The 26,567-nt window shown below is 65.5% G+C and carries 24 protein-coding genes; 11 read left to right on the forward strand and 13 right to left on the reverse strand.

The genetic code is table 11. From position 1 onward, the window contains the following. Positions 1–6: 6 nt before the first annotated feature. Entirely contained in the window at positions 7–519 is a 513-nt protein-coding gene (locus JF52_RS0103260) for a hypothetical protein (protein WP_033105020.1), read from the reverse strand. A gap of 145 nt (positions 520–664) precedes the next feature. Between JF52_RS0103260 and JF52_RS17920 the strand changes: the two genes are divergently transcribed. From JF52_RS17920 to JF52_RS0103275, 3 genes are all read left to right on the forward strand, one after another. Further along, positions 665–2,491 carry an HNH endonuclease signature motif containing protein gene (locus JF52_RS17920; RefSeq protein ID WP_152594806.1) on the forward strand — a complete coding sequence of 609 codons (1,827 nt, stop codon included), beginning with the start codon at positions 665–667 and terminating at the stop codon, positions 2,489–2,491. A 371-nt stretch (positions 2,492–2,862) separates the two neighbouring features. Then, positions 2,863–4,392 carry a sugar transferase gene (locus JF52_RS0103270; protein ID WP_033105021.1) on the forward strand — a complete coding sequence of 510 codons (1,530 nt, stop codon included), beginning with the start codon at positions 2,863–2,865 and terminating at the stop codon, positions 4,390–4,392. Next, positions 4,392–5,213 (forward strand): WecB/TagA/CpsF family glycosyltransferase, encoded by an 822-nt coding sequence (locus tag JF52_RS0103275; RefSeq protein ID WP_033105022.1) that lies wholly within the window; start codon positions 4,392–4,394, stop codon positions 5,211–5,213. Before JF52_RS0103270 ends, JF52_RS0103275 begins: the two co-directional genes overlap by 1 nt. Here JF52_RS0103275 and JF52_RS16410 read toward each other — a convergent pair. Continuing rightward, positions 5,164–5,619 carry a VanZ family protein gene (locus JF52_RS16410; RefSeq protein WP_052166721.1) on the reverse strand — a complete coding sequence of 152 codons (456 nt, stop codon included), beginning with the start codon at positions 5,617–5,619 and terminating at the stop codon, positions 5,164–5,166. The genes JF52_RS0103275 and JF52_RS16410 overlap by 50 nt on opposite strands. 42 nt (positions 5,620–5,661) lie before the next feature. Between JF52_RS16410 and JF52_RS0103285 the strand changes: the two genes are divergently transcribed. The 6 genes from JF52_RS0103285 to JF52_RS0103310 are packed head-to-tail and all read left to right on the forward strand — an operon-like array spanning position 5,662 to position 10,944. Continuing rightward, positions 5,662–6,501 (forward strand): glycosyltransferase, encoded by an 840-nt coding sequence (locus JF52_RS0103285; protein ID WP_033105023.1) that lies wholly within the window; start codon positions 5,662–5,664, stop codon positions 6,499–6,501. After that, on the forward strand, positions 6,482–7,453 hold the full coding sequence (locus tag JF52_RS0103290) for a glycosyltransferase family 2 protein (RefSeq protein ID WP_052166722.1): 972 nt from the start codon (positions 6,482–6,484) through the stop codon (positions 7,451–7,453). Before JF52_RS0103285 ends, JF52_RS0103290 begins: the two co-directional genes overlap by 20 nt. A gap of 5 nt (positions 7,454–7,458) precedes the next feature. Continuing rightward, complete coding sequence (locus JF52_RS0103295; RefSeq protein WP_033105024.1) at positions 7,459–8,151, forward strand: polysaccharide deacetylase family protein; 693 nt, start codon at positions 7,459–7,461, stop codon at positions 8,149–8,151. After that, on the forward strand, positions 8,148–9,329 hold the full coding sequence (locus tag JF52_RS0103300; RefSeq protein WP_152594807.1) for an ATP-grasp domain-containing protein: 1,182 nt from the start codon (positions 8,148–8,150) through the stop codon (positions 9,327–9,329). Before JF52_RS0103295 ends, JF52_RS0103300 begins: the two co-directional genes overlap by 4 nt. After that, on the forward strand, positions 9,326–10,090 hold the full coding sequence (locus tag JF52_RS0103305; protein ID WP_033105026.1) for a PHP domain-containing protein: 765 nt from the start codon (positions 9,326–9,328) through the stop codon (positions 10,088–10,090). Before JF52_RS0103300 ends, JF52_RS0103305 begins: the two co-directional genes overlap by 4 nt. Then, entirely contained in the window at positions 10,087–10,944 is an 858-nt protein-coding gene (locus JF52_RS0103310) for a glycosyltransferase (protein ID WP_033105027.1), read from the forward strand. Before JF52_RS0103305 ends, JF52_RS0103310 begins: the two co-directional genes overlap by 4 nt. Positions 10,945–10,992: 48 nt before the next feature. Here the strand turns inward: JF52_RS0103310 and JF52_RS0103315 are convergent, their stop codons facing one another. The 11 genes from JF52_RS0103315 to JF52_RS0103365 form a co-directional block, all read right to left on the reverse strand. Continuing rightward, positions 10,993–12,429: an O-antigen ligase family protein gene (locus JF52_RS0103315; protein ID WP_052166723.1), complete on the reverse strand. Its 1,437-nt coding sequence runs from the start codon at positions 12,427–12,429 to the stop codon at positions 10,993–10,995. Beyond that, positions 12,426–13,349, reverse strand: coding sequence for a YveK family protein (locus JF52_RS0103320; RefSeq protein ID WP_152594809.1), 924 nt, complete (start codon positions 13,347–13,349; stop codon positions 12,426–12,428). Before JF52_RS0103320 ends, JF52_RS0103315 begins: the two co-directional genes overlap by 4 nt. Position 13,350: 1 nt before the next feature. After that, positions 13,351–14,034, reverse strand: coding sequence for a hypothetical protein (locus JF52_RS16415; protein WP_052166724.1), 684 nt, complete (start codon positions 14,032–14,034; stop codon positions 13,351–13,353). Between the two features lie 21 nt (positions 14,035–14,055). Further along, positions 14,056–15,111, reverse strand: a complete 1,056-nt coding sequence (locus tag JF52_RS0103330) for a glycosyltransferase family 4 protein (RefSeq protein ID WP_160175020.1) — start codon at positions 15,109–15,111, stop codon at positions 14,056–14,058. Between the two features lie 56 nt (positions 15,112–15,167). Next, complete coding sequence (locus JF52_RS0103335) at positions 15,168–16,310, reverse strand: glycosyltransferase (RefSeq protein WP_033105031.1); 1,143 nt, start codon at positions 16,308–16,310, stop codon at positions 15,168–15,170. A gap of 34 nt (positions 16,311–16,344) precedes the next feature. Further along, a complete protein-coding gene (locus JF52_RS17410; RefSeq protein ID WP_033105032.1) occupies positions 16,345–18,705 on the reverse strand; it encodes a DUF7402 domain-containing protein in 2,361 nt (786 codons plus the stop codon). A 113-nt stretch (positions 18,706–18,818) separates the two neighbouring features. Further along, on the reverse strand, positions 18,819–20,144 hold the full coding sequence (locus JF52_RS0103345) for a glycosyltransferase (RefSeq protein ID WP_033105033.1): 1,326 nt from the start codon (positions 20,142–20,144) through the stop codon (positions 18,819–18,821). A gap of 77 nt (positions 20,145–20,221) precedes the next feature. After that, on the reverse strand, positions 20,222–21,643 hold the full coding sequence (locus tag JF52_RS16250; RefSeq protein ID WP_084595529.1) for an oligosaccharide flippase family protein: 1,422 nt from the start codon (positions 21,641–21,643) through the stop codon (positions 20,222–20,224). Then, positions 21,640–22,488 (reverse strand): SGNH/GDSL hydrolase family protein, encoded by an 849-nt coding sequence (locus JF52_RS0103355; RefSeq protein WP_152594810.1) that lies wholly within the window; start codon positions 22,486–22,488, stop codon positions 21,640–21,642. The genes JF52_RS16250 and JF52_RS0103355 overlap by 4 nt, the downstream gene beginning before the upstream one ends. Before the next feature lie 30 nt (positions 22,489–22,518). After that, positions 22,519–23,145, reverse strand: coding sequence for a serine O-acetyltransferase (locus JF52_RS0103360; RefSeq protein WP_052166726.1), 627 nt, complete (start codon positions 23,143–23,145; stop codon positions 22,519–22,521). A gap of 9 nt (positions 23,146–23,154) precedes the next feature. Then, positions 23,155–23,403: an acyl carrier protein gene (locus JF52_RS0103365; RefSeq protein ID WP_033105036.1), complete on the reverse strand. Its 249-nt coding sequence runs from the start codon at positions 23,401–23,403 to the stop codon at positions 23,155–23,157. Positions 23,404–23,581: 178 nt separating this feature from the next. Between JF52_RS0103365 and asnB the strand changes: the two genes are divergently transcribed. Together asnB and nadE are read left to right on the forward strand one after the other, a co-directional pair. Beyond that, a complete protein-coding gene (asnB, locus tag JF52_RS0103370) occupies positions 23,582–25,576 on the forward strand; it encodes an asparagine synthase (glutamine-hydrolyzing) (protein WP_033105037.1) in 1,995 nt (664 codons plus the stop codon). Next, the gene (nadE, locus tag JF52_RS0103375) at positions 25,569–26,564 is read left to right on the forward strand and encodes an NAD(+) synthase (protein ID WP_033105038.1); all 996 of its coding nucleotides are present in this window, start codon (positions 25,569–25,571) and stop codon (positions 26,562–26,564) included. The genes asnB and nadE overlap by 8 nt, the downstream gene beginning before the upstream one ends. The last annotated feature ends 3 nt before the right edge of the window (positions 26,565–26,567 follow it).

The raw sequence follows: 26,567 nt of genomic DNA on the forward strand, positions 1-26,567 counted from the left end.
AGCTGTTCAGCCTCCCGTGAAGGCGTTCGTGATGACCGTGAACCCTGCCGCATCGCAGGCGTCGAAGAGCACGGCTGCGGGGACGTACCACTCCTCTGAGCCGATGTCGGTGGGATTCAGATCCTGAACCGCGGGAAAGTCCTGCTTGAGCGTCGCGAGCGCTTCGGCCACCGGACCCTCGTCAGCCGACGGGATGTCGCCGAGAAAACGAGACGCGAGGCTGTACCAGGCGTTCCTCTCCTTCTGACCCATGCGGTCCTGGTGGAGGGCGGTATCCGCGTTGAGCAGGATCGTCTGGATGTCGGCAAACCCTGAGCACGTGGCCTCGTCGTCTGCGGCCGTCGTCTCGGCGGTTGACGGGGTGCCTGTCGGGGTGGCTGTCGGGGTCGGCGTAGGGGTGTTCAACGCTTCATCCGGCCCGGCGATCGCCGTGCAACCGGTGGCACCCACGAGGAGCAGCGCCGCACCGATCGCAATCGCAGCGTGTCGAGCGGAGGACCGAGTTCGGAGCGACGTCATATGCCGGAGCCTAGCGGTCCGTGCGGCTCTGGACAGGCTCAGGGACCTCGGTACGCAGCATCCGTTTGCTGAGTCTGTCGACGCGGGTTCTCCACAGATTTACGAATCTATGTTCGAATGTCTGCGGCTTCTGCCACTATGAAGTATGGCCATTTTCAGCGAGTTGCGCGACACCCTCGAGGGGTTGGAAACGCGCATGGGTGACGTCGATATCGACGTCCTGCTGACGGCCATGCGCGGGCTCGACGACGACGCGGTCATCGCTGCGCTCGCCGGTGCGGCGGCGGTTGCGAACTGCGCAGAGCGGATGCTGACGGTGGGCGCCGGAGTGGTCGCAGAGCGGTCGCGGCGCGAGGCCGGGCATTCCGGGTTGGCGGCGACGCGCGGGCACCGCAATGCGGTGTCGCTGGTGCAGTCGATCGTCGGCGGCACGCGTACAGACGCGGCGCGCGCCGTGCGGTTGGGCGAGACGTTGATCGAGGGTGCGGATGCTGCGGGTGCGGGCTTCCGGGATGGTTCAGGCGGAAGCGGCTCAGGCAATGACGACGGAGATGGCGCCGAGTCCGGCTGGGGCGGTGACAGCGCTGGCTGGGGCGACGGTGCGGGCCGCGGGGCGTCGGATGCCGCGGGGTCGGGTACCACGGGAGCCTGGGACGGCAACACCGGTGCGGGCGCAGGAGACAGCGCCAGCGACGGCGCCACCGGCGGTGTCGGTGCCGGTGCGGAGGCCGGCGACGCGGCCGGCCCGGGTGCTTCGCCGAGCGATCACGACGTGCAGATGCCTTGGCACGAGCCGTTACGACAGGCATTGTTCGAGGGCAAGATCACGCCAGCGCAGCACGATGCGATCTTCCGCGGAATGGGCCAGCCTCCCGCCCGCGACGGCGCCGACCGCCCGACGGACGCGATAATCGAGGTATGGTCGCTCGCCGCGGCCCAGCTCGTGGCAGAGGCCGCCGACATGGCCGTCGAAGATCTCGCGCGTCGCGCGCGACAGGTGCGCGACGCCCTCGACCCGCAAGGCGTGCAGGAACGCTTCGAGCGCTCGTACGCGGCGCGATCATGGCGCTCGTGGCGCAACGCGGACGGACAGCACCACACGCACATCATCTCCGATGACGAGACGGCCGCGTGGCTCGACTCGATCCGCGATGCGGCGATGCGCCCCCGCCGGGGCGGACCGAGGTTCATGACCGATGAGGAACGCGCAGCCGCGAGCGCGCTCGTGAACGATCCGCGCACGAACGACCAGATCGCCTACGACCTGTTCGCAGACATCCTGCGCGCCGGGGCACTCGCCAACGCGGCGGACGTGTACGGCGCTCGCCAGCCGGGGATCAGAATCGTCACGGTCGAGGGAGCAGTCGGCGTGCGCGATGCGTTCGGACGGATGCTCGCCACCGGACACCTCGAAGATCGCGGCGATGCGCTTCCCGGGAGCGTGGTCGACCGGAACCTGTGCACGGTCGGCAGCCGGAGCGTCATCGTGGACAGCTGCGGCAATCCGCTCGATGTCGGTCGCGAACAGCGACTCTTCACCGCGAAACAGCGCGTCGCGCTGGCCGTTCGCGACGGCGGATGCATGTTCCCGGAATGTCGCGTCCCGGCGTCCTATTGCGAGGCGCATCACTGCGACCATTGGCATGAAGATCTGGGGCTCACCGATATCGACCGCGGCATTCTGCTCTGCCGACATCACCACATGCTGCTGCACAACAACGGGTGGAAGATCACGCGTGAAGGACTCGGCAGGTTCATGCTCCATCCGCCCGGCCGACGCGGCCGCGGGAGTGGTGGTATCCGGGGCGGTGCTGCCGGGGACGGTGCTGGCGGGGGCGGTGCTGCTCGGGAGCCGATCCCTCTCACCAGCCGATCGGCGATCCGGTGGGCATGGGATCCACCACCCGAGTGGCCGCATTGGAGAAGCATGCCCGTCGACGGCGTCGACGTGCGAACGGCTCGGTCGGCTTAGGTGACGCGGCACCGCAGCGGCGTCGCCAGCACGTGAGAAATCGCGTTGGTGCGGCAAAGCTCGAGCGGAATCGTCCTCACTGCGGCCGGGCGCCGCTCCGCCGGCAAGCGATTTCGTGGGAACACCGCTTTATGGCTTTCCTTCGGGCGCGGGTTCCGCTAGTGTGACGAGCATCTGAACTGCAAGACCGTGAATGTCGCTGGGAATCGGCACTCACAACGTGATCTGGGGTCACGTCGTCATGCAGCATCGTGAACACCTGCGATGGCAGATAACCCGTGCGTGTGGGACGTGCGGGCTGGGGATAAAACTGGGGAAATAATGTCGCACTGGGGATTTTTGCGTACATTCACGGCTGAGGGCCGCCGGACATGACGTCCGTCGACGATGCCCTGAGTCTGACACGCGAGGAATCAGTCGCTATAGCGACCACGATTCCGCGCGTCCGGGTCGAGAAGATCACGGCTTCCATGCCGCGTATCTCGGCGACGTTGGAGCACCGTCTGCAATGGGAACGGTCGCACCGCGTCCGCCTCGGCGCAACGGATGCAGCCGTGATCGCGATCGCCACGGGCGTCGCTGCGGTATTCCAGCTGCAACAGGGTGAACCGCCCGTGAATGTCGCGACGCGATGTGTGCTGCTGGCGGCGGTGTGGTTCGCCACGCTGCTCGCCATGCGCACGAGCGTCACGGCGCTCTTCGGTTCGAGTTTCGCCGAGTACCGAGGCATTGCGCATGCCTCCGGCCTCGCCATCGGAATGATGGCGTTCGCTGCAGTGGTGCTCGACTGGGACTCGATGCGGATCACCGTGCTCATCACCCTCCCCATGGGCCTGCTCGGCCTTCTGATGAGTCGGTGGTCGTGGCGGCGCTGGTTGAGCAACCAGCGCCGCCATGGCCGATTCACCTCACGAACCCTCGTCGTCGGCAACCGCGATGAAGTCGAATACGTGGCGCGTGCGCTGCACGTTGCCGGAGCCGGTGGCTACCAGGTCGTCGGCGCCACTCTGCTCGACGGCAATGCGCGCGAACTGACACTCGACCAAGCCACCGTGCCCGTGCTCGGAAATCTCAATTCGGTCGCTCAGGTCGCGGTCGAGCTCAGGGCCGACACGATCGTCGTCGCCGGCCGCCCAGAACGCGATCCCGACTTCGTCAAGCGTCTCGGATGGGAGCTCGAGGGAACCGCCGCAGAGCTGGTTCTCTCCAACCGCCTCGCCGATGTCGCCGGGCCCCGGCTCTCTTTCATCCCGGTCGACGGTCTGCCGTTGATCAAGATGCAGATCCCGACCTATGAAGGTGCGAAGCACCTGCTCAAGCGCGCCCTCGACATCGTCGTGTCGGCCATCGCACTGGTTCCGATCATCGTGATGACCCCGGCGCTGGCGCTGCTGATCAAGCTCGATTCTCCCGGCTCCGTGTTCTTCTTCCAAGAACGCGTGGGCCGGGATGGGAAGCCATTCCAGATCGTCAAGTTCCGTACGATGCACGCGGATGCCGAGCAGAAGCTCGCCGCTCTCAAAGCACAGCACGACGGTGCGGGACTCCTGTTCAAGCTGAAGGACGATCCGCGTGTCACGCGCGTCGGCAAAGTACTTCGCAAGCTCTCGTTCGACGAGTTGCCGCAGTTTTGGAACGTGCTCCTAGGCGATATGAGCGTCGTCGGACCACGGCCGCCACTGCCCAGCGAGGTCAGGGACTACGACGGCACAGTCTCGCGCCGGCTGTACATCAAGCCCGGCATCACCGGTCTCTGGCAGGTGTCGGGTCGCAGCGACCTCAGCTGGGACGAGAGCATCCGGCTCGACCTGCGCTACGTCGAGAACTGGTCGGTGATCACCGACCTGCAGATCATGTGGCGCACGGCGAAAGTGATGTTCGCTCCGAAGGGAGCGTACTGATGTCTCTCATCGATCGCGTCAGCGGAGCCGTCTCCGGATCGCTGATCACCGGCATCCCGTCACTTGACATCGACGGCACGCCAGTGCACCTCATCGATGACGAGGACGCGCGCGGCATCATCTCCGATGCCGCCGCGCGCTACGGCACACGTCCGCTCGCCGTCATCTCCATCAACCTCGACCACGTGCACCACTTCGGCACATCGCGGCTGGCCGCACGGCACATCGCAGCCGCTCCGGTCGATGACTCGCTGGAATGGCTCAACCTTGTCGACGGCGCACCCATCGCACAGCAGGCGCGGCGCGTCACCGGCACCCCGTGTCCGAAGCTGTCCGGCAGCGACCTGATCGGACCCGTGCTCGACGACGCAGGCGCACGGGGCCTGTCCATCGCCGTGCTCGGCGGAATGCCCGAGGTCACCGGTGCTCTGCGCGCACGGCTCGAGACCGACTGGCCGCAGGTCCGCTTCGCCGGGCATTGGACGCCGAGCCGCGAGGAGCTCGCCTCGCCCGCGACTTCCTCGCGGATCGCGGCCGAGATCCGGAATGCCAGGGCCGACATCGTGCTCGTATGCCTGGGCAAGCCTCGGCAGGAGCAATGGATCGCCGAATATGGTGCCGCGACCGGTGCGGGCGCGCTGCTCGCGTTCGGCGCCGTCGTCGATTTCCTCGCCGGTCGTGTCTCTCGCGCACCGAGGTGGATCTCGGACGCAGGCATGGAATGGGCCTGGCGACTGATGCTCGAGCCCAAGCGTCTCGCCCGCCGTTACCTCATCGAGGGTCCGCCCGCGTACCTCGCGGTGCGGCGCTCCCCCGCCTGATTCGGCCGCGCCTCAACACGACGAACAGCCATGCCAGTACGGCGCCGATCACTGCACCCAACGCATTCGCAACGACGTCTCGCGCGCTCGTCGATCTGGCCGGCAGCAATGCTTGCACCAGCTCGGCCGAGACCGACAGCACCAACGCCAGCAGCACACCGGCCCACGCCTTGCGGAACAGCAGCGTCAACAGGAAGCCAAGCGGGATGAACAGCACGACATTTGCCGGAGCTTCGATCCAGCCCTGCCGGAAACCCGGGATGCCCACGTCGTCGCGCATCCATTCAACGACGACCTCGAGGATCCTGCCGGGGCCGATCGGTGAGAGCAGCAGGATGCCGGCCGCAGCCGCGTACGCGACGAGCGCCCAGAGAACCCATCTCGGTCGGGGCGCAGGCGTCGGCATGGGACGAGTCTGGCATACGCCGAACGAGCAGAAGGAGACACCGTGACGCTTGCACCGCCGCAGCCGACGGCATCCGTGATCATCCCCGCCCATAATGAGGAACGAGTGATCGCCCGCACTCTCGAGCCGCTGGCATCCGCCGCCGAACGAGGCGCCCTCGACGTGATCGTCGTATGCAATGCCTGCACCGATCGAACCGCAGATGTGGCTCGTGCGTTCACCGGCGTGGTGATCATCGAGTCGGACATCGCGTCGAAGACGAACGCCCTCAACCTCGGCGACGAGCACGCCAGTGCCTGGCCCCGCATCTACCTCGACGCGGACATCGTCGTCACGGAGCAGAGCATCAGAGCGACGGCATCCGCACTGACCGCACAGAGATGGCAGGCCGCCCGACCAGAATCGGAGTTCGTCACGACCGACACCGGCCCGATCGTCCAGGCGTACTACCGCGCGCGATCACGCATGCCATCGCTTCGGCAGGCGATGTGGGGCGCAGGCGTGTACGGCCTGTCGGAGGAAGGCCATCGTCGACTCGGACGTTTCCCTGAGGTGACCGGTGACGATCTGTGGGTCGACCGCCTGTTCTCCCCCGACGAGAAGACAGTGATCGACACCGCGCCCGTCGCCGTGCGCGTGCCCCGCACCGTCTCCTCCCTCATCGCGATCAGCAGGCGCAACCTCAGCGGCGCTCGAGAATCCGCACCGGAGCCGACGGACGGGCACGACCCCGGTGGTGTCCTGCGCGAACTGCTCGGGACGGTCCGATCTCCCCTGACCGCGATCGACGCCATGGTGTACATCGCGATCGCCCTGAGCACGCGGCTCGCTCGGCGAGGCCGACAAGAACGTTGGGAGCGCGATGACACTTCTCGACGCTGACGATGCCTCGGCTCGCGTCGCCGCGATCATCGTCACCTACAACAGCTCGGCAACACTTCCCGAACTGCTCGCGTCCCTGGACACCAGCACAGTCGAGGTGCGAGCGATCATCGTCGACAACGGTTCAGCCGATGACACCCTGATCGTCGCCGGCCGAGAGCCACGTGCCCTGGTGATCGCCACTGGGGCGAACCTCGGATACTCGGGGGGCATCAACGTCGGACGCACGTATGTGCGAGAAGGCGAACACGTGGCGATCCTCAACCCGGATCTCACTGTGGAACCGGAGATGCTCGCGGGACTGCTGCAGGTCATCGACGACGATCCCACCGTCGGGATCGCTGCGCCCCAACTGCGCGGGCTCGACCACGAAGAGCGTTTCGACAGCCTGCGCCGGGAGCCGACCGTGATGCGAGCACTGGGAGACTCGATCTTCGGTAACCGCTGGCGGGGCCGTCCAGCATGGCTCGCGGAAACGTTGCGGGCGGATCGCGACTACGAGCGAGCGCATGATGTGGCCTGGGCGGGAGGTGCGGCGCTGCTCATTTCAGCGGCATGCGATCGCGCCGTCGGCGACTGGGATTCGGCGATGTACTTCCTGTATTCCGAGGAGACCGATTATGCGCGGCGTGCCCGTTCACAGGGCTTTCGCGTGCGCTATGTCCCGGACGCGGTCGCCCGGCACGAGGGATCGGGGTCCGGACAGCCGGCTCCGCTGGTCGCGCTCATCTCCGTCAACCGGATCCGCTACTTCCAGCGCCTGCACGGGCCCGTCCGCACCGGGCTGTTCCGGATCGCCGTCGCCGTGCAGCATGCACTGCGACCCCACGACCCGCGGCATCGCTACTCACTGCCGGTCGTCCTCGACCGCTCCCGGTGGGCACGGCTTCCGTCCGGCGATCCGGTGCCCTCGACCCTCAGCATCCGCTCCTCACAGAACCGCAACCGGTAGGAACCATGTCCGCAAAGTCCGCATCCGCTCCGCGGGTCATCACTCTCAACTTCCACGGGATCGGCACGCCGCGGCGCGACCTCGAACCCGGTGAAGAGCGCTTCTGGATCACGCCGGAGAACTTCCACAGCATCCTCGACACCGCTCTCGCGCATCGTCGACATGTGGAGTTCACGTTCGATGACGCGAACGAATCCGACTTCGAGATCGGCATGCCGGCCCTGCTCGAACGGCGCGTGCAGGCGCGTTTCTTCGTCATCACCGACCGCATCGACACTCCTGGTTCGCTCACGTCCGACCAGATCATCGAGCTGGCTCAGTCCGGCATGGGCTTCGGCACCCACGGAGCGAGCCACCGACCGTGGCCAGAGCTGGCCCGTGAGGGCGAGCTGCATCGCGAGCTCATCACCTCGACCGGAGCGCTGCAGGACATCATCGGGCGTCCGACGCGATACGCCGCGTTCCCACAGGGACTGTACGACCGGGCGGTTCTCAGCGAGCTGCGCCGCCACGACCTCCTGCGCGCCTACTCCGTCGACGAGGGCTGGTCTCATGCCAAATCGTGGCTGCGCACCAGGTACTCCGTCATCCACAGCGACACCGTGAACAGCATCCGGAATCTCCTCGATGCGCCAAACCTCACCGCCGGCCGATGGCCGATGCGTCCGATCAAGCAGGCGGTCAAGAGATGGCGATGACACCGCGACCCATAGTGCTGATGGGGTTCGCTCAGGCGTTCGCCGCGATCGAAGCGGCATGGTCGCTGCAGAAGGCCGACATGCGCGTCGTCGCATTCGCTCGACGCGGCACCCGCAGCGCACTCAGCCGGGTGCGCGGCGTGGAGATTCATGAGATCACACCTCCCGAGGTCAGCATCGAGCAGTGCCTGGACGACCTGCGAGCCCTGGTCGCGCAGGTGGAACCGGATGCCGTTCTTCCGCTCGACGACGCCTCGCTGTGGCTCACGTCATGCATCGACTTCGAGCGGGCCGTCGTGGTCGGGCCGACGCCGGATAGCGCGGCCGTGGCATTGAACAAGCACGCTCAGATCCAGGCCGCCGAGGCCGCCGGACTCCGGGTGCCGCCGACTCGCCTCGTGGGTTCGGCCACCGAACTCACGAGTCTTGTCTGGCCGGTGGTCGTCAAGCCAGCCGATGCCGTGCGCGCCGACGGTGACCGCCTCACCCGCCCCCGGGGAGCCATCGTGGCGGATCCGAGCGAGCTCTCCGAGGCGTGCTCCGGGCTAGGCGATGGGCCGCTGCTCGTTCAGCCATATCTGCACGGCGTGGGCGAGGGTGTCTTCGGATACGTGAACGAAGACGGCGTGGCATCCCTCAGCGCCCATCGTCGCGTACGCATGGTCAACCCGCACGGGTCGGCGTCCTCCGCGTGCATGTCGATCGACGTCGCACCAGAGTTGGAGGATGCTGTTCGTCGGCTGATCGCGGATCTCGACTGGCGTGGGATGTTCATGGTCGAACTCCTGCGCGACGATGACGGTGTGCCATGGTTCATGGAGCTCAACGGGCGCGCTTGGGGAAGCCTCGCGCTCGCTCGACATCGAGGCTTCGAGTATCCGGCTTGGGCGACCCAATTCGCGCTGGGGCTGCCACAGACGCCTGCGCCGCCGACGGCTCCGGCTCCGGTCGTCGCACGACATCTCGGCCGCGAGATCGCGCACCTGCTCTTCGTACTGCGCGGTCCGCAGTCGCAGGCTATGACCGAATGGCCGAGCCGGTGGGGAACGCTCCGCAATCTGACGCGGATCTCGCGCCGCGACCGGTTGTACAACTGGAATTCGAGACGGCCGTCGGTCCTCGCCAGCGATACGATCGGCACCCTGAGCGAGCTCGTCGCAGGCAGGAAGAAGAGATGACCGTTCTGCGCCTCGCACCACACATCCATTCCTCCTTCTCCGACGACTCCGATTGGGAGCTCGGGCGTCTCGTGCGTGTGCTTCGCCGGGCAGGATTCGATGGAGCGCTGGTGTGCGATCACGACCGCACGATGGATGCCGGCACCTGGGCGCGCATACAGAACGAGTGCGACCGGATCGGTGACGAGACCGGATTCGTGCTTGTGCCCGGTGTCGAATACCAGGACCCCGACCACGTCGTGCACCTGCCCGTGTTCGGACGCGCGCCTTTCTACGGCCGATCCCCCGTCATCGATGATCTGGTGCGGGGCGCGCGCTCGGACGGAGCCGCGGCGATCTTCGCGCATCCGCGGCGACGCGATGCGTGGAGAGAATTCGATCCGGCCTGGGCGCCGCACCTGGCCGGGATCGAAGTGTGGAACCGTAAGTATGACGGTATACGCCCGAACGACTGGGCGCTCGCGCAGGCGCAACGTCATGGGCTGCCCGCGACCGTCGCACTGGACTGGCACGGTCCGCGCCAACTGTTCCCGCTCGCGTTGCGCGTTCCGGCTCCGCCGCGAGGCAGCAATCACGAGCGCAGCGATGCGGTCATCGCTGCGATGCTCGCCGGGCGGATGCGCGCCAGCGCGTTCGGCGTCGATGTGCAGAGCTTCGATCGAGGTCCGCTGGGGCGGTCGGTGCGCGGACTCGAGTCGGTGCGCACCTGGATCGCGCCGCGGGTGCGACGAGTCGAGAACGCCATCAGGAGGCAATCATGACCACCATCGACCATCTCGTGCTGACGCGGTTCAATCTGCCAACACCAGGACCGGAGAGCCTCGTGCGCGCGCAGGAAGGCTGGCTGCAGAACCGCGTGATTCTGTTCGAGCGTCACACCGTCGCGACCATGCGCGCACAGACTGTTCGGAACTTCACTTGGATGATCTACTTCGATCCGGAGAGCCCGCAGTGGCTGATCGAGCGGCTGGCGCCGCTCGTCGACGAGGGACTCTTCGTCGCGATCTACCGCGAGCGGGTCGACTGGCAGGATGTCGTTCTGGATGCCCGTACGGTGTTCGAGGATCGCGGTGAGCTCCTGTTGACGACGAACCTGGACAACGATGACGCCGTGGCCATCGACTTCATCGAGCGACTGCAGCACGCTGCTCGACGACATCCCGGTCACGCGATCTATCTGCGCAACGGCCTCATCCTTCAGGGCGACGCGGTCTATCTGCGTGACGATCCGGAGAACGCCTTCTGCAGCGTGAGCGAGTCGTGGAACGCTCCCGTCACCGCGTGGCGCGACTGGCACAATCTGCTGCACCATCATCTGCCCGTGGTGAGCGAGGACGGACCGCCAGCATGGCTGCAGATCATCCACGGACAAAACGTCAGCAACCGGGTGCGCGGTGTACGCATCGACACCGCTGCGCACCGGGGTTCATTTCCAGGGCAGCTGGATGAGGTCGCCGCGACGCAGCCGGGTCGCATATGGATGGATCGCTCGGTGCTGCGACCATTGCGTGATCTGCGCGATCACGGGCGCTCATTCGGCAAGAAGATGATCCTACGAGTCGGCGGCAAGGATTCGCTGGATAGGGTGAAGTCCGCGGTACGACGGCTGGGCTGATCGTCCGCGTGCCCCTCGTCAGTGTCGCGACTCGTCCGGCTCTCGGCGTCAGGCTGCCGAACGCACGACGCTCGATGCGCGCACGGGGCCCGCCACCGCATCCTGGCTCGCCGAACCCGCGGGCGACGACCAGTGCGCGTATTGGAACTCCTGCGCATTGGCCCACGAGATCGTCCGAATCGCACCGCAGAGGCCGAAGAGCAGGAACAGCAGGCCGGCGGCGATCGGAAACGAGAGTCCGTCGAAGAACGCCAGCAGTAGCCCGGCGGTCGCCGTCGACGCAGCGAGGGCACGCCCCACGAGCCGGGTGTCGTCCCGCTCCGCTCGACGCGCGGCAGACGCCGCGCTCCATACCGCGACGACGAATATCGCCGCGAATGCGAGCACACCCAGGATGCCGGTCTCGATGAGAGTTCCGAGCCATTGATTGTCGAAGATGAAGTAACGCGGCAAGAGGGTGCCGGCTCCCACGCCGAGCAGAGGCACCGCGCTCAGGAACACCGGGGCCAATGCGAGACCTGCCTGACGCGACTGGGTGCTGGAGTCATTTCCCACGCCGAGGAACATTCCCACGACCGTGCCGTAGAGCCCGGGTGTCGCGACCACGACGACTGCCGCCAGGATCGCGCCTCCGACGATGATGACCGCACGATATCGGCGCGGCAGCGCGGGAATCATGAAGAGCACCCCGACAGCGAAACCGATCAGAGTCGATCGCGACACGGCCAGGAAGGACGCCACTGCCAGTACGGCGAGGAAGACCCACCACCGAAGACGCCGGGATTCATGCCGATGTGCGACTCGCAGAATCGCCACGGCCAGCGCCAAAGGGACGGCGACTGAGAGCGCTGTCCCATACTCCAGCGGATGCGTCGCCGTGCCGGATGAGCGCAGGAACATGCCGCGGGTGTCGATGCCGCCTGCGGATTCGGAGAACCCGGGCAACCCGCTGAACACTTCGAGAAAGCTCTGACCGGTGAGGAACTGCACGATGCCGAGCATCGCCAGCAGAGAGCACGCGATCACGATTCGACGCAGGATGGTGAGCAGGTCGGACATCGACCGGATCCCGTCGATCGCCACCAGCACCACACCGGTCCAGGACACGTACCGCAGTATTGCCGAGATCGCCGGGCTCACCTGGTCGGCAGGCTGCCCGCGCAGCAGCGCGACAGCGAATCCGATCAATACGATCACCAGGAACACGCCGAGTGCGACTCTCACGGGCTGCCCGACCACCTCGACCGGTCGACGCTGAGTCTGTAACCGGGAGAAGGCCCACCATACGAAGAGAACCACGCCCCACAGGAACTGAGGCCGGCCGTATGCTCCCAGAGCGCTGATGGCCAGATTCGAGGGGAATCCGACCAGCAGCACGAGATAGATCGTGAGCATCGTCACCGCCGAGAGACCGCGTCGCTGTCGTATTCCCCGATGACTTATCGCGGCGACCGGAGTCGGGAGCAGCGCCGGCGTGCTCATCATCTGCCCGCCACCACGGCGGTCTTCCTGCGCAGGCGCGTCTTCTTCTTCGTCGACGTGCCGTCTTCTATCGGCGGTTCCGAGTCGTGCGGCGTTTCTGTGTCGTTCGGCGATTCGCCGACCGCTCCCGGCTCGTGTTCGTATTCGGGATCGGATCCCGACCGGGTGTGCTCCTCGACTTCATCCTCAGCGCGATCTTCGGCGTGCTCACCGGTGTGCTCTTCGGCGTGCTCATCGGCGACCTCATCGGTGACGAGGAGATCATCATCCGCCCCCTCCTCATGCTTCGCGTGCTCCACCGCCGAGCGTGACCGGCCTCGCCGCTGCGACCGCGACCTCGCGAGACCGTCGATCAGCGCGACCATCAGCAGTGTCAGCGCCACCGTACCGGCACCGGCGATGCCGGAGGCGACAAGGCGTGTCTTCTGCTCGACCAGGCCTTCGTCATCAGTTGTGAGTGTGACCAGAGAGATCCGGTCAGTGCTGGGTATGCCCTGCGTACGCTGGATGTCGAGCAGCGTGGAACCGGTCAGCTCGAGCAGATCGTCGATCACCGCCTCTGCGTCGGCGTCACTCGGCGACGTCACGGACGCGAGGATGACCGGCCCGGAGCTCAGCGGATCACGGGTGATGACGATCTCGACGTCGGGATACGCGTCCTCCACCTGTGACAACACGTCCGGTGAACCCATCTTTCGCACCAGCACATCCGCTGCCTGCGACAGCCCACCGACGAAGAGGAACGGGTTGGCGTTATCGGGAATCGTCCCGGGCCCTGGCAGCATCAGCTGCGTCGCGGTGCGGGTGTACTCGACCTTCACCAGCGTCCACGCCCCATACGCCGCCAGCCCCGCGATGATCAGTCCCGCCACCAGGACGTACCATCGTCGCCCGAGCGCCCCCATCATGTCTGCTACGTTCACTTCACCGAACCCCCTCTGCACGCCGGCGAGACCCCGCCGCCGTGAATTGATATCGCTTGTGTCTTGCGTCCCACCACGCCGCCGCGAACACCGCGACCATCGCCCCTGCGACACCGAGCGCGGCCACTGCCATGATCTGGGATGACCTGCTCGGCACGACGTGCTCGATCTCCTCGGAAAGAGCTTCGACTGTGTACAGCAGGCGCGCCGACTCGGCTATCCCGATGGCGTCCTGCTGCGAATCCGCGGCTGCGATCACGCGCGCGATCGTCGACGCCTGCTGTTCCTTCACCCACTGATATGTCGGGCCGACCACCTCGACGGTGATCACCGCCCGCTGATGCACGACCGTCCACTGGCCGCCCACGTCCGGAACTCCGACGAAGACCCCTCGCCGCACACCCGCGCCGTACGCCCGAGCATCCGCATCCGCGTAGCGCGGCCGCATGACGTTGTCGTCGACCTCACTGGCGACCGTCGCAGCGAACGTGACGATGCCGGGCTCTGCAGACCCGTCATCCGTAAGGTCCGTGCCGTCCGGCAGTGTGAAGGCGACCACAGTTCGCGTCGTGTACACGCCAGACGTCGACATCAGGAATGCAGCCGCCCCCGCCGTGGCGATGAGCACCACGGCGACGATCGCCCAGCCCCTACGGAGCGTCTGCAGCAGCTCGCGAATGATCATGTATTTCCTCCCCAGGTCAGATCAGGATTCGCGGATCCGTTCGACGGAGACCTCGCTCCCTCTCCGTGCCGCGCTGTGCGCAGCATTGCGCACAGCGGCGGCGAAAGCCTCCACTCGATGCTTTTCGAGAACGTCTTCACGTGCCGTTCGTCCGAGCGTCTCCGCGAACTCCCGCTGCGCCAAGAGACGCCCGATCGCGTCGCGCAGCGCAATGGGGTCCTGCGGCGGCACATACAGGCCGTTCTCGCCGTCGCGCACGACATCGACCTGTCCTTCGGTGCGGGTCACGACCACCGGTCGCCCCATCGACATCGCCTCCAGCAGAACGCTGATCCCGGCGTTGTTCTCCGCCGGTGTCAATGGCACGACCACCACCTTCGCCTGCGCATACGAGCGACGAAGCTCTTGGGGATCCATGGTCTTCACCGTCACTCCGACCGGCAGCGAAAGCTCCTGCGCGTCCGTCAGATACGTGCGGAAACCGTTGAACACACCGATTCGTGACGCCGCGATCAGCGTGGGAGTCTGCAGCCCACTGACCGCATCGATCAACGTCTGGAAGTCGCGCTGAGTCTCCCCCGCCGAGAATATGATCGCCGGTTCCTGCCGCATCGGTGCGAAGAACTCCTGGTCGACCGGATGCTCGATGAACGTGATCTGATCCCTGGCGAAGCCGATGCGTGTCACGGCGAACTCGCCCTGCACCGAGCTCCATGTCAGGATCCGATCGATGCCTCGCCGAAGGATGCGTAGCGGAACGCGCACGATCGGCTTGGATATCCAGTCCATGATCGCGACGTGTCGCGGCCGTCGCCAGCACAACATCAGCATCGCCGCGATGCCCACAGAGTACTTCTCAGCCCACGAGACGACGACGTCGTAGTCGCGCCTGCGCCGGGCGACCTCCAGGCCCAGTGCGATGAACACCGGCAGTCGTCGCAGCAGTGCGCCCCTTACCCCCGGGAGGCCGGCGAGGTCCGATTCTCCGAGCAGGTCGAACCCGAGCATCTCTTCGACGAGCACCCGACGCGGCGCCGCGCCAGCGGCCTCCTGCTCGCGGAGTACCGGCCGTGGCACAGCTGCTTGCCCTTCAGTGCGCACATAGAGTACTCGGGGTTCGGCTCGCTGCAGGTTCATGAAAGCGCACCCGCCCTCCGAGTCAGACCCGCTTCTTCGAGTACGCCGAGGAATTCGACGGCTCGCTCGCTCCAGTCATGACCGCGCGCGAACTGCCGGCGTCGGGCCCTATCCTGTGCATCAGGCGGCCCTTGCCGCCAGAGCTCTCGGGTCACGTTCGCAAACACCGTCGGGTCGTTCGCGACATGGACGTCGTCGCACTGCAACCAGCTGATCGCCGGGAGGTCCGTCGCCACGACCGGAAGGCCGGCCGCCAGGTATTCGATCGTCTTGAGCGGGAAGCTGCCCAGATTGAATCGGGACCGGTCATATGGCACGATTCCCACCGAGCACTGCGCGAGCACCGACGGCAGCTGATCGAAATCCACTGCACCCAGATACTCGACTCTGCCCGCATCCTGCAGCGCAGCGAGCCTGCTGCCTGCGCCGGCCGTATCGATCGGTCCAGCGATGAGGAGCGGAACTCCAGCGCGGACGATTGCGTCCAGGATGCTGTAGTCGATCCGCGAGTTCAGCGTTCCCATCAAGATCGCCGGACGATCCTCGTCTTCCCTGACGCGACCTGAGTCGCCTGCTCGGCTGAACAAGTCCGTGCTGGCCCCGAACGGGATCAGGTGAACGTTGTTATGCGCCGTCCGGAGGCGCTCCGCCACGAGTGGGTTCGCGGCCACCACGGAATGACTCCGTGCGAGCACTCTTCGCTCGTTGCGATCGAGCGCCACGGGATCCACCCCGATGAGAGGAGCCAGTCCCTGCCAGTCGTCCTGCGCCCAGTAGACGGCCGTGCTCTCGTCGATGAGACCCGTGACAGGAAACATCACGTTCCCCTCCAGTAGGGTCGTGCGCCGAGCCATCATCCTGCGCAGTGCCCTTCGAATCTGCCAGGCGATGAGGAAGCGGCTCAGGAACTGCGTGAATGCCAGCCGCACGAACGGCAGCCGCATCGGGCGGATCACCGTCACGTGCGCGGTCCCGTGCGTCTCTTCTGACACGGACGGGGGGCGGAATCCCGAGGGGTCAACGAAGAGAATCCGCGTATGGGCAGAGAGCGCTGCTGCCAGCTGATGATCAGCCATGCGCTTGTCCGTCCAGCTGTTGGACGCCGTGATCACGATCACGTCATCGACATCTTCGTGCATGGGTCCCCTCCCAAGGCCAGGCATGTGCGTGAACTCAGCCGTTGTATGTCTCAATCTCGGCGAGGCCCACATTGCGGCTGCTGTCCGAGACCGACGTCACCGTGAACTGCAACGACGTCGTCACCCGCGCCGGGAAAGTGACGATCGTGGCCGAGCCGTCATTGTTCAGCTCCGGCACGACGACGGTCGATCCATCCGAGAACGTCAAGATTCCGCCGGTGATCTGGTCCGACTCATTCGGACGATCGTGAAGCTGAACCCGATCGATGGTCTGCGGCGATGACCACGACAGCAGTAGCCATGCGCCATTGCGCTCATAATGCGTCGACCACTCCGCGGCCCAGTTGCCCGGGTAACCGTCGATCACGCCGTCGATCGCCTGGGTCGCTGCCTGATCGGACGCCTGCGACGACGCCGACACCCACGCATTCCGCGCCACGTTCGGCCCGTCATACGCCGCCGGTCCCGGCACACCCACCTGCACCGGAGCCGGATCGGGCTGCGGTTCCGGATCGGGCACCGGTTCCGGATCGGGCTGCGGTTCCGGATCAGGTTCAGGCACCGGGGTCGGTGTCGGCTCTGCATCGCCGTTATACGCCTCGATCTCAGCGAGGCCGACATTGCGGGTACTCTCCGACACCGAAGAGACAGTGAATCGCAGCGACGTCGTCGCCCGCGCCGTGAACGTCACGATCGTGGCCGAGCCATCGTTGTTCAGCTCCGGCACCGGTACGGTCGATCCGTCGGAAAAGGTGAGGACGCCACCGGTGACCTGATCGGATGCGTTCGGCCGGTCGTACAGGTACACCCGATCGATCGTCTGCGCAGACGACCACGACAACAGCAACCACGCACCAGCGCCCTGATAATGACTGGACCACTCCGCCGACCAGTCCCCCGGATAACCATCGATGATGCTGTCGATCGCCTGAGTGGCGGGCTGATCGGACGCTTGCGACGACGCCGACACCCACGCATTCCGCGCCACGTTCGACCCGTCATACGCCGCCGGTCCCGGCACACCCACCTGCACCGGAACCGGCTCCGGCTCCGGGTCCGGGTCCGGCTCCGGGTCCGGGTCGGTTCCGGGACCAGGGCCCGGAGCCACATCGCCGTTATACGCCTCGATCTCAGCGAGGCCCACGTTGCCCGTGGTGTCTGACACCGACGTCACCGCGAGTTGCAATGATGACGTCACTCGCGCAGAGAACGTGACCACGGTGGCCGAACCATCGTTGTTCAGCGACGGCACCGCCACGGTCGAGCCATCAGAGAACGTCAGAAGCCCTCCGGTGATCCGATCCGAATCGTTCGGCCGGTCGTACAGGTACACCCGATCGATCGTCTGCGCAGACGACCACGACAACAGCAACCACGCACCGACGCCTTCTGAGCGGGTCGCCCACTCCGCCGTCCAATCTCCCGGGTATCCGTCGGCCACGCTGTCGATCGTCCGCGTCGCCGCCTGCCCGGACGCTTCGGAGGAAGACAGCACCCGCGCGTTCCGCGCGACATTCGGTCCGTCGTACGCTGCGGGTCCTGGCACGCCCACCTCCAACTCGGCAATGGGTGCCGTGTACTGGCGCTCCGTCCAGAGCGCGGCATCGCCGCTGGGGCATACGGAATCCGTGCAGAGCAGATGGTCATGCGCGGCGTAGCTGCGGATCGCCGCCGTCTTCGCGGCCAGGGCGTCGCCAGTGACGTTGATCGCCTCCGTCTGAGAGCTGTATCCGCGGTAGGAAAGAATGTTCCCCGCGAAACCGTCGAGGGCAGCCAGCGCGAACTGCGCACCACTGGTGTGGTCGGCGTGATCGTATTGTCCGGAGCGCGAGTCCTGCACGCGCACTGTGCTCGGCGCGTAGGAGTCGACGATCGCGGCGATCGTGTCGACCAACCCCAGTCGCGAGTACGTCACACCGGTGTCGATCGCGGCGAGCTGGCCGATCGAGCCGTCCCAGAGCTGAGAGAGAGACTGTCCCTCCCTGGCCGGGTACCCTTCGCCGAACACACCTCCGTCGGGGAGGCGCAGGTAGACCTCCGTGATGGAGCCGGCATCGGGACTCGTCGAGATCGCTACAGGCTTGCCGGCGAACGTCGCCGTGCCTGATTGCCAGGTCGCATCGGGAGAGAGACCGAGCATCGTGTTGTACGCGGCCTGGGACCCACGCTCGCGGCCTTGCCAGTAGTCGGCATCGCGTCCGTCGTCACCCGCGGTCAAGAACACCGTGACGACGCATGCGCCAGCGTCGATGTCGTCCAGCAGATCCGGATTCATGAAAAGGAGGTCATCATCCTGATGTGCCACCACGTTCGCGACGGTGGTGGTGCAATCCGCGGCGGACGCAGCGGTCGGGACGGCGATCGCCGAGAGCAGAAGCGCGGCTGTCGCAGTCACCCCCAGAATCGATCGACTGACAACAAGTTTCAACACTGCATTCCCCAATGCGTTGCACGTGCGCCGAAGCGCACCACCCCAGTATTCGGTCCAGACCCCATATCCGAACCCGTTCAGAGTATGACACGACGCGGGGGCTGGCGCCAGCCGCTCACCGAACGCAGTACCTCGGCGTGCCTGTGTATCATGGCCGATTCCGTGAAACGCTCAGGCAGCTGCGGGTGCCGCGGTGCGTCCGCAGCTCGAGTAATCTGAAGAATCCCGTCTGCGAACGCCTGCCGATTGGATTGACGGAGCTTCCTGCGCTGGCGGGCCATCGACCGTTCACCGAAGTCCTCGTTCGCGCGCGTGATCAGCACGCCGTGTGGACGACAGGCGTCGACGAGCTCCCGCGCGAAGCCGACATCGGTCACGACGATCGGCAAACCGTGTGCGACTGCCTCCACTGCTGCGATCGGTCCACCCTCTGAAAAGGAGTCCAGCGCGAAGACGTCGGAGCCCTGAAAGAGAGCCGTGGAATCGGAGTCTCCCAAAAAATGGACGCGGTCGCCGTTCGCGTGCCTTCTGCGGATGATGTCCGCGCGACGTATCTCGAGCCAGCTGTTCGGGGCCCCTGCCACGACGAGGTGCAATCGAGGGTCCTGTTCCGCGGCCAGCAGGAATGCATCCACAAGACCGGCCGGGTTCTTCTGATCGCTGAACCGCTGGAGACCAAGAACGACGATATCTCCGTCTTCGAAGACAGTGCCCAGCGCCCGCCCCACAGCCGCACGTGCAGCCGCACGCTGGGGCCCATCGAGCGTACCGACCGGAGGTACGCCGTTCTCTACGACGTGCGGCGTCGTGCCGGTTTTCTGCTCGAAGTAGTCGCGTACCGACTCGCTGACAGCGATACTCGACGGCGCATCGCGCAACAGCGCTCCCACGTGGTCCCAGACGTCGCCGGTGAGATACGACTCCATCGCGTGAAGCACGGGCACAGTGCGCGACCACCACGGACCCAGCGTCTCGATCAGAGTCGGATCGAGACGGTGCAGCTGGATGACATCCGGCTGGCGGAGCGCGATATGGCTGCCCACTTGATCGTGTGGCAGAAGGGACACATGCACGCCGGTCTCCCGAAGCCGCCTCTCCGCGGCACCGCCCGTCGAGCAGACGACTTCGACGTCGAATCCGATCGACGACAGCCCTGGAGCGAGCGCTGCGACGACCGTCTCGACTCCCCCAGTGTCGAGGTCGCCGGCCAAGATCATGCACGAGAGGCGCGCACCGACGAAGTCTGGTTTTACCGCATCCACCACGGCCGGTGCGACCGCGACCGGGCCGACGACCGGAAGGCGGTCGCCGAAAGCCAGCACTGCAAGCAGTCGGTTCCAGTGGCCGAAACGATACTTGGCCGGTATGACGTCCGTCAGCATCGTCAACCACCGCAGAGCCATGTCAGCGACCCGCAGGCTCACTCTTCGCAAGACAGACACCCGCGTTCCGCCCCTACTCTTGATCATCGGGCCCGCAGTCATCGTTCGGGTCGAATTCGTCGCCACTCTCGCCACGCCCATGGCCATACCAGCGCGATGTACACGCCGACCGCAGAGAATCCACCCACCAACAGCGCGAGCAGCGGCTCGTCAATGAATGCTGCACACGGAATCGCCACGCCGACCGCCGCGATCGCGGCTGCTGTCGGCCAGATCGAGCGCCGTACAAAGGGCATCACCTGGATCCCTGACTGCCGCAGAACGATCAGGTACGCCGGAAGCACGACGCCTGCTGCCACGATCACGTGCACCCAACCGGCACCGACGATCCCGAAGGGACCGATCACGATGATCATGCCGATGACGAGTGCGACCAACCAGAGAACCTGGATCCACAGCACGGGCTGCGCTCTGCCACGCGCGTACAGGAACCCGGTGAAGATATCGAAGATCACTCTCAAGGCCCCATATACGCCCAGCGCGGCGAGCACGGGTGCCGCCGCCAGCCACTTATCGCCGTAGAGCACACTGATCAGCGGCGCGCTGAGCACTGCTAGCACGCCGCCCGCCGGCAGCGCTCCGGCCCATCCGATGGCGACGACAGTCGCCAGCCCGCTCGACGGGCTCTCGGCTCGGGAGAAATACGGCATGGAGATGGCACGAACACTCTGCGAAAGTGCGTTCATCGGCCAGCTGGAGACGTTGAACGCGAGTACGTAGTAGCCGAGGGCGGTGACGCCGACCATCCTTGCCAAGATGACGTTATCGACGTTCAGCAGTCCCCAGGCGAGGAGATTCGCCGTGGCGATGGGCAGGCCGAAAGCGAGGATCGGCTTCAGCCGGGTGCGGTCCAGACCGTACCGTGGGCGTACGCCGGCGAGGAAGAACTGGAGCGTCGATGACACGATCTGCGCGGTGACGCGTCCGATCGCCAAACCCATCACTCCGAAGCCCAGGAACACCAGCGTGAGGGTGACTGTCGTGGATATGACGAAATCCACCGCTCCGACCAGGAACATCGCCCGCTGCTGGAACCGGCGCATCAGCATCGAATACGGCACGAGACTGATACTGCCGAGCACCAGTGTGAATGCCAGGACCGAGATGGCGGGAGCAGCTTCCGGGCTCCCCATCAGCTGAGCGAGCGAGGTGCTCGTCGCAGCGGTGATGAACGTCATCGTCGCGCCGCTCACCAGGCCCAAGGTCGCGATGGTCGGTGCGATCTTCTCCGGTTCGTCCGATCTGATCAGGTCCGAGGACAACCCGAGGTCAGCGACCGTCATCAGGATCGACTGCACTGTCAGCGCGACGGCATACACGCCGAACTGCTCGGGTGTCAGAAGTCGAGCGAGCACGATCCCGACGATCAGGCTCCCGAGACGCAGGATGATCGAGCTCACCGCGCTCCAGGCGGCGCCTCGGGCGGCATGTACTCTCAGTGACCGTTCAGTGTCGGTCATCGTACGACTCCTGCCGCGACCGCGACGAGCAGTCGCAGCAATTCCTCTGCTGCGATCCTCGCTCCGTGCTCATTGAGGTGACCGCCATCGCTCGTATACTCCTCACACATGTCATGGAAAGGGCTACCGTCGTCGGTCTCGCGCATCTCGTTACGGCCGTCATCGCACGTCGACACCACCGCTGCGAGGTCGAAGAGCCGGCCTGTCTGCCCGTAGTGTTCGCGCATGAGACGGTTGAACCGCTCGATCGCCGCGTTGTTTTCCGGAAGCCATCCGGTGACGGACACGGTCACGTGCAGGAAGACGAGATCGGGGTAGTCGCCCTCAAGGCGTGTCATCATCGCTCGATAGCTGTCGAAGACATGCTGCACGTCGGTGTCAGCGACGATGTCGACGTAGCCGAGCTTCATGAACGCGATGTCGGCACTAGCGCCCACACCTTCGATCCTCAACCAGCGATCGAAATCGCGCAGCTTGGATTCCGGGTTCTCGGTCTGGTCCAGCCAATGGTCTCCGAAGGTGCCATCGGCCGACGGCAATCCTACGTCGACGGTCGGCGGTTCGAGTCCGAATTCTCGATAGACCTCGGGGATGCCGCCCTCCACGATGTTCCCGCCGACGGAGCGGTGTGCGAAGAAGATCTTGACATCGTCGAGAGATTCCAGTGCCCTTGCCTCGAGCTCAGGCAATGGAACAGGCACCCCCGTCGCGGTGGCTTCGAGCGACTCCGCAGGCGTCGGAGGGTCTGACGCCGAAGACGCGCCTGCGCTCCGCGGCTCCGCTGTGCATCCGACGAGAAGAACCGCGAATGCGAGTGCCACCATCGACTTCACCTTCAAAGACATCCGTCACCACCGAGCGCGCATGATGTTCGTTCAGGCGACGACATGTCCGAGCATCTCCCGATTGTCGTAATTCTGGGTCACCACGCGCCCCGGTACTCCGGCGACGAGCGAGTGCGCCGGTACGTCACGCGACAGCACGGTGCCGGCCGAGATCGTCGCGTCACCGCCGATCACGATCGCACCCGTGATGATCGCCCCCGGACCGACCCACACGTTGTCGCCGATCGTCGGAAGACCGTGGTCACCACCCGAGACCCGCTGCCCGATCGTGACGTTCTGGTGGATCACCGCATTCCTGCCGATCTTTGCAGCGCCGATGATCACGCCGGTGCGATGCATCAGCAGGAACCCCGGTGCGATCTGAGCGCGCGGGGAGATCTCGCAGTGGTGGATGTGCGTCACCCATCGGTTCCAGATCCGGTGGATGGCCAGGAAGAGCAAACCGGATACGACCGATCTGCGCTTCACCCGGTTGGCGAACCGACCGAACCGATAGCAGGCGACGCAGTGGAATTCAGAATTGGTCAGCAGGAATGCGATCTTCTTGGAGAGCGATGTCTGCTCGCCCTGGAGAAAAGACCCATACATCCGCGCGAGATCGGCCGAGAGCGCTCCCCTTCGAGGAGCGGCGGCCGGCGGTGTCAGTTGCCGGAACATGATCCGACCTCAGGCAGTCTTGACCGATATGAATCGGGCGAGGTTCTCGATCGAATCCAGATTCTCCGGAATCGATTCTGTGTCCTCCACCCGGAAACCGAATTCGCTCTCCAGGAACTCGATGAGCTCGAGAACTCCGGTCGAATCGATCACCCCCGCCTGCAGCAGCGAATCCGTCTGCGACGGCATCCGTTCGGCATCGCCGAACAGAAAGCTGTTGAGAATGAATTCCTCGATGCGTGCATCGACAGTGAGCATTTTGTCCCCTTCCCCAGTGCGGGCGTGAACCGATCCCCTCGGTCCACTACCAGTCCCCAGACCCGCGTGCCCTATTGTGCTTAGCACGGCGCTATACCGTGTGCCGCTCAGCCAGAAGGATACTCCATGATCGACACATTGTGGTCTCGAGTCCTGGATCTCGTCGCGGACCGCTGAGATGTGCGGCATCTGCGGCGTCTTCGATCCGGCTGCGCCGCCGTCATCCGACCTGACGCTGCGCATGATGACGGCGCTCAGCCATCGCGGTCCCGACGGCAGCGGCTACTACCTCGACGACGTCGTAGCGCTCGGTCACACGCGTCTTTCGATCATCGATGCGGCGGGAGGCACCCAGCCGATGTCCGGCGAGGACGAGCAAGTCTGGGTCACGTTCAACGGCGAGATCTTCAACTATGTCGAGCTCGCCCGGGAGCTCCGCGATCGCGGCCACCGCTTTCGCACGAGCAGCGACACAGAGGTCATCGTGCATGCCTGGGAGGAGTGGGGCGCCGACTGCTTCCGCCGATTCAACGGACAATGGGCGATCGCGATCTGGGATCGGCGGAGCAAGCGCCTCATCCTCTCTCGCGATCGTTTCGGCATCCATCCGCTCTACTACGCCCGCACCGGGCGCCGTGTCGTCTTCGCATCCGAGGTCAAAGCGCTGTTCTGCGATCTGACGATCGCCCGCGAGTTCGACCCCGAGGGGCTCGATGACCTGCTGACGCTCTGGTCTGCGACGGCGCCGCGGACCCTCTTCGCCGGCATCCGGCAGATCGTCCCCGGGACCTACCTGTCGATCGACGAAGACGACTTGACGACCCACGAGTATTGGACCACCTCGTTTCCAGAGCGCGGCATGGAGACCCACCAGGATGTCCGCGAGAACGCCGAACGACTCAGGGAATCCATTGTCGAGGCGACGCGTCTGCGCTTTCGGCGCAGCGATGTGCCGGTGGGCGCGTATCTCTCCGGTGGCATCGACTCCGCCGTCACCGCCGCCACGATCGCGGAGTTCGCCGAATCGGATGTGCACACGTTCTCCCTGCGATTTGCGGACGCTGAGTACGACGAAGGCTCTCATCAGCAGTTGATGCAGCAGCGCCTGGGTACCACGCATCGAGAGCTGGCCATCACCGGACACGACATCGCCGAGGCGCTTCCGCACGCGGTATGGCACGCCGAGACCGCGATCCTGCGTTCGGCCCCCGCGCCGATGATGCTGCTCTCGCATCTCGTGCGCTCCGAAGGGTACAAGGTCGTCGTCACCGGCGAGGGCGCCGACGAGGTTCTCGCCGGCTACGACATCTTCCGCGAGGCGAAAGTGCGCGCATTGATGGCCGAGGAGCCGGATGCCGACGCCCGGATGCGCATGGTCGATCAGCTGTATCCATGGATGCGGCGCTCCCCCGGACAGGTGCCGGCATTCGCCCAGAGCTTCTTCAACCGCCCTGTCGATCCCGACGACCTCGCCGTCTCGCACCGGCCGCGTTGGCAGTCGACAGCGTCCATCAAGCCAATGCTGCACCCCGCCCGGCGGCCGGATGCCGGTGGGGCGCCCGAACGAGTCCTCGCCGACATGCCGGCGGACGCCGGTGCGTGGGATCCGCTCTCCCGCGCCCAGTGGCTCGAACTGCACACGCTGCTGCCGGGCTACCTCCTGTCCTCACAGGGAGATCGGATGCTGATGGCGAACTCCGTCGAAGGACGATTCCCGTTTCTGGATCACAACGTCTTCGACGTCGCCGCGAGCATACCCGCCGAACAGAAGCTGGACGGTCTCGATGAGAAGCACATCCTCAAGCGGGCTTTCTCGGATCTCGTCCCGCGCGAGATCATCGAGCGTCCGAAGCAGCCCTATCGCGCGCCGGACGCAGCGAGTATCTTCATGGCAGATGCCCCTGACTGGGTGATGGAGCTGACATCGCCACGCGATGTCGACGCAGCGGGCATCTGGCAGCCGCGCGCTGTTGAATTGCTTCTGGAGAAGGCACGCCGAACCAGCGGACAGGGGATGGGGAACACCGACAACATGCGGATCATGGCTGTGCTCACCACGCAGTTGCTGCATCAGATGCTCATTCGGGACTGGCATCCGCCAGAGCCCGACCCGCCTGCACCGATCGCGGTGTTCGACAGGACCACGGGAAATCACAGGGGGAAACATGACTGAGTTCGGACCGGACAGCCTCGCCATCGACGAAGCCGCAGAAGTGGAGCGGATCAGCGCACGGATCCGCTCGTACCTCGCCGCGTCGAGGCGCAAGGGCATCGTCGTCGCAGTGTCGGGCGGCATCGATTCGAGCGTGGTCGCCGCGCTCAGCGTGCGCGCGCTCGGCGCTGATCGCGTGTTCGCGCTGCACCTCCCGGAGCAGGAGTCCTCAGACGAGACGATCTCGTACAGCACCGAGCTCACCGACTGGTTGGGCGTCGAGTCCGTCGCCGAGAACATCACGCCGATTCTCACCGCAGCAGGATGCTACCGGCGCAGGGATGACGCGATCCGCTCGGTCATCCCGGACTTCGGGCCAGGGTGGAAGTCGAAGATCGTGCTGCCCAGCGTCGTCGATTCGGACGCGTTCCGGCTGTTCTCGGTGGTGGCCGAATCACCGGTTGGCGAGCAGGTCGCTGAGCGGCTGACCGCCGCCGCATATCTCGAGATCGTCGCGGCCTCGAACTTCAAGCAGCGCACTCGCAAGATGCTCGAGTACTACCACGCCGACCGGCTCAACTTCGCGGTGGCCGGGACGCCGAACCGACTGGAGTACGACCAGGGGTTCTTCGTGAAGCTCGGTGACGGCGCCGCCGACATCAAGCCGATCGCCCACCTGTACAAGACGCAGGTCTACGCACTCGCCGCCTACCTCGGTGTGCCCGAGTCGATCCGGTCCCGCCAGCCCACCACCGACACGTACTCGATGCCGCAGTCGCAGGAGGAGTTCTACTTCTCACTCCCCTACTCGTTGATGGATCTGTGCTTGTTCGGGCTCAATCACGGCATCGACGCGGAGGCCATCGCGCAAGCGGCCGGCCTGCACGCAGACCAGCTCGAGCGCGTGTTCCGCGACATCGAGCAGAAACGGCGCAGCACCGCTTACCTGCATGAGCCGCCCGTGCTGATCGCCCCTGTCGAGGAGCTGCTGCGCCTCGACCTGTCCTGACGT

The sequence above is a fragment of the Microbacterium profundi genome, from assembly GCF_000763375.1.
GTDB lineage: Bacteria > Actinomycetota > Actinomycetes > Actinomycetales > Microbacteriaceae > Microbacterium > Microbacterium profundi.

Bases quoted from the DNA above. Each gene is read 5' to 3' on its own strand.
- JF52_RS0103260 (WP_033105020.1), bottom strand. From the start codon at position 519: ATGACGTCGCTCCGAACTCGGTCCTCCGCTCGACACGCTGCGATTGCG.
- JF52_RS17920 (WP_152594806.1), top strand. From the start codon at position 665: ATGGCCATTTTCAGCGAGTTGCGCGACACCCTCGAGGGGTTGGAAACG.
- JF52_RS0103270 (WP_033105021.1), top strand. From the start codon at position 2,863: ATGACGTCCGTCGACGATGCCCTGAGTCTGACACGCGAGGAATCAGTC.
- JF52_RS0103275 (WP_033105022.1), top strand. From the start codon at position 4,392: ATGTCTCTCATCGATCGCGTCAGCGGAGCCGTCTCCGGATCGCTGATC.
- JF52_RS16410 (WP_052166721.1), bottom strand. From the start codon at position 5,619: ATGCCGACGCCTGCGCCCCGACCGAGATGGGTTCTCTGGGCGCTCGTC.
- JF52_RS0103290 (WP_052166722.1), top strand. From the start codon at position 6,482: ATGACACTTCTCGACGCTGACGATGCCTCGGCTCGCGTCGCCGCGATC.
- JF52_RS0103295 (WP_033105024.1), top strand. From the start codon at position 7,459: ATGTCCGCAAAGTCCGCATCCGCTCCGCGGGTCATCACTCTCAACTTC.
- JF52_RS0103300 (WP_152594807.1), top strand. From the start codon at position 8,148: ATGACACCGCGACCCATAGTGCTGATGGGGTTCGCTCAGGCGTTCGCC.
- JF52_RS0103305 (WP_033105026.1), top strand. From the start codon at position 9,326: ATGACCGTTCTGCGCCTCGCACCACACATCCATTCCTCCTTCTCCGAC.
- JF52_RS0103310 (WP_033105027.1), top strand. From the start codon at position 10,087: ATGACCACCATCGACCATCTCGTGCTGACGCGGTTCAATCTGCCAACA.
- JF52_RS0103315 (WP_052166723.1), bottom strand. From the start codon at position 12,429: ATGATGAGCACGCCGGCGCTGCTCCCGACTCCGGTCGCCGCGATAAGT.
- JF52_RS16415 (WP_052166724.1), bottom strand. From the start codon at position 14,034: ATGATCATTCGCGAGCTGCTGCAGACGCTCCGTAGGGGCTGGGCGATC.
- JF52_RS0103335 (WP_033105031.1), bottom strand. From the start codon at position 16,310: ATGCACGAAGATGTCGATGACGTGATCGTGATCACGGCGTCCAACAGC.
- JF52_RS0103345 (WP_033105033.1), bottom strand. From the start codon at position 20,144: ATGGCTCTGCGGTGGTTGACGATGCTGACGGACGTCATACCGGCCAAG.
- JF52_RS16250 (WP_084595529.1), bottom strand. From the start codon at position 21,643: ATGACCGACACTGAACGGTCACTGAGAGTACATGCCGCCCGAGGCGCC.
- JF52_RS0103355 (WP_152594810.1), bottom strand. From the start codon at position 22,488: ATGTCTTTGAAGGTGAAGTCGATGGTGGCACTCGCATTCGCGGTTCTT.
- JF52_RS0103360 (WP_052166726.1), bottom strand. From the start codon at position 23,145: ATGTTCCGGCAACTGACACCGCCGGCCGCCGCTCCTCGAAGGGGAGCG.
- JF52_RS0103365 (WP_033105036.1), bottom strand. From the start codon at position 23,403: ATGCTCACTGTCGATGCACGCATCGAGGAATTCATTCTCAACAGCTTT.
- asnB (WP_033105037.1), top strand. From the start codon at position 23,582: ATGTGCGGCATCTGCGGCGTCTTCGATCCGGCTGCGCCGCCGTCATCC.
- nadE (WP_033105038.1), top strand. From the start codon at position 25,569: ATGACTGAGTTCGGACCGGACAGCCTCGCCATCGACGAAGCCGCAGAA.